This window comes from Caballeronia arationis, from assembly GCF_001544975.2.
Lineage (GTDB): Bacteria > Pseudomonadota > Gammaproteobacteria > Burkholderiales > Burkholderiaceae > Caballeronia > Caballeronia arationis.
In genome coordinates this window covers 1-1,357 of record NZ_FCOG02000442.1, presented here as the reverse complement: position 1 = coordinate 1,357, position 1,357 = coordinate 1, and the positions used below count along the sequence as shown (strand labels likewise).

At 57.4% G+C, this 1,357-nt stretch carries 1 protein-coding gene and 1 pseudogene; both read left to right on the top strand.

The window, feature by feature from the left end; translation table 11 throughout:
- Positions 1-90 precede the first annotated feature (90 nt).
- Positions 91-483 carry a hypothetical protein gene (locus tag AWB81_RS42995; RefSeq protein ID WP_143753519.1) on the top strand — a complete coding sequence of 131 codons (393 nt, stop codon included), beginning with the start codon at positions 91-93 and terminating at the stop codon, positions 481-483.
- 610 nt (positions 484-1,093) lie between these two features.
- Positions 1,094-1,357, top strand: a pseudogene (locus tag AWB81_RS42990) (IS110 family transposase); the annotation flags it as partial.

The following is a 1,357-nucleotide window of genomic DNA, read 5'->3' as shown; positions in this document are numbered from 1 at the left end:
GAAATTGCGTTTCGGGGCTACTCTGCGTGGCCTCATTAGGCCGACCATCCCCGGCTCGATTACGCCGATCCGTGACAGGCGGCAAGTAACTTGATGTTCGGCCAGTCGCTAGTGCTCCTGAATTTCGGTCGAGTGTGCCACCTTGCTGGTCGACAAGATGACGCTCTCACTCATGCACACGACGCGATTGATGTTGCTCAAGCCTCCGGCGAGCGAGCAAATGAAGCCTGGGCCTGGAGCCTGTTGGGGGATCTTATCTTGGATGACAGCGCTACCGCACTTAGGATTGAGGAAGCTCATAATTACTATCGCACGGCGCTGGTGATCGCCCAAGAGCTTGGCATGCGTCCGCTGCAAGCACAATGCCTGTATGGACTTTCTCGACTGCAAAGGATGGTCGGAAATGAAACATTGGCCGAGCAACATGCAACGGACGCCACCTCGCTTTGCCGGGAAATGGGCATAAAACCATGGCTCGGTTGAACCTTGTTCACCTCGCTCCGTTCGCCGCGGACCGTTCCGTCAAAAGGATCGCAGATCAGAACGGCGGGCCTTGCAAATGTTTTTGGATGGAGGGATCTATGTGATCTCAGGGTCGCGCGCAAGAGGTGAACAGTCCATCGCTGACCGATAAATCGATGGGTCGTCCAAGCTCGCCGCCTGTAAGGCCGGGCAAAATCCGCGATCGACCGCCTTGTCAGCGGCACCAACGATTCTGTGGAAACGCGGCTCTCGTATCTGCACCGCGGCTTTGGGCACCGCCGGGCCAGGATCGCCGCATTATGCAGTACCACTCGTCCTTTGGCAGTCTAGACAGTGACAGTTCAACGCAATAACGCGGTCGACGTTGCATTATACGAAGCCTTCCATAAGGCCGATCACCCGCCGTCCCGCGTGACTACGCGAATGGCAGTTGTACCTCAGAAGCTGCGCTTGATTTCTCGCTGGGTCGAAGGGCCGCAGAGGGTCGAGATGGAATGGACACCGCCCTCCCTTCGGGGAGGTGGGCATGATTGAGGGCCTCCAGAACCGAACGGCATCAATGTGCCAAAGTGGAGTTGCGACACAACCACTTGAGGAACGGAGGCCCCAAATGAATGCTACGACATACGGACTGGATGTTGCAAAGCGGGTGTTCCAGTTGTACTGGGTCGACGCCCAAACCGGCGAGATTGCGAATCGGAGGTTTGGCCGTGACGATCTGATCGCGTTTCTGGCTCAGCGTCCCGCCGGGCGTGTCGCTCTCGACGCGTGCGGGAGCGCTCACTGGTGGGCACGTAAAATTCAGGCGTTGGGACACGAGGTCGTGTTGTTGCATGCGCAGTTCATCCGACCATTTGTGCAAACGAACAAGACC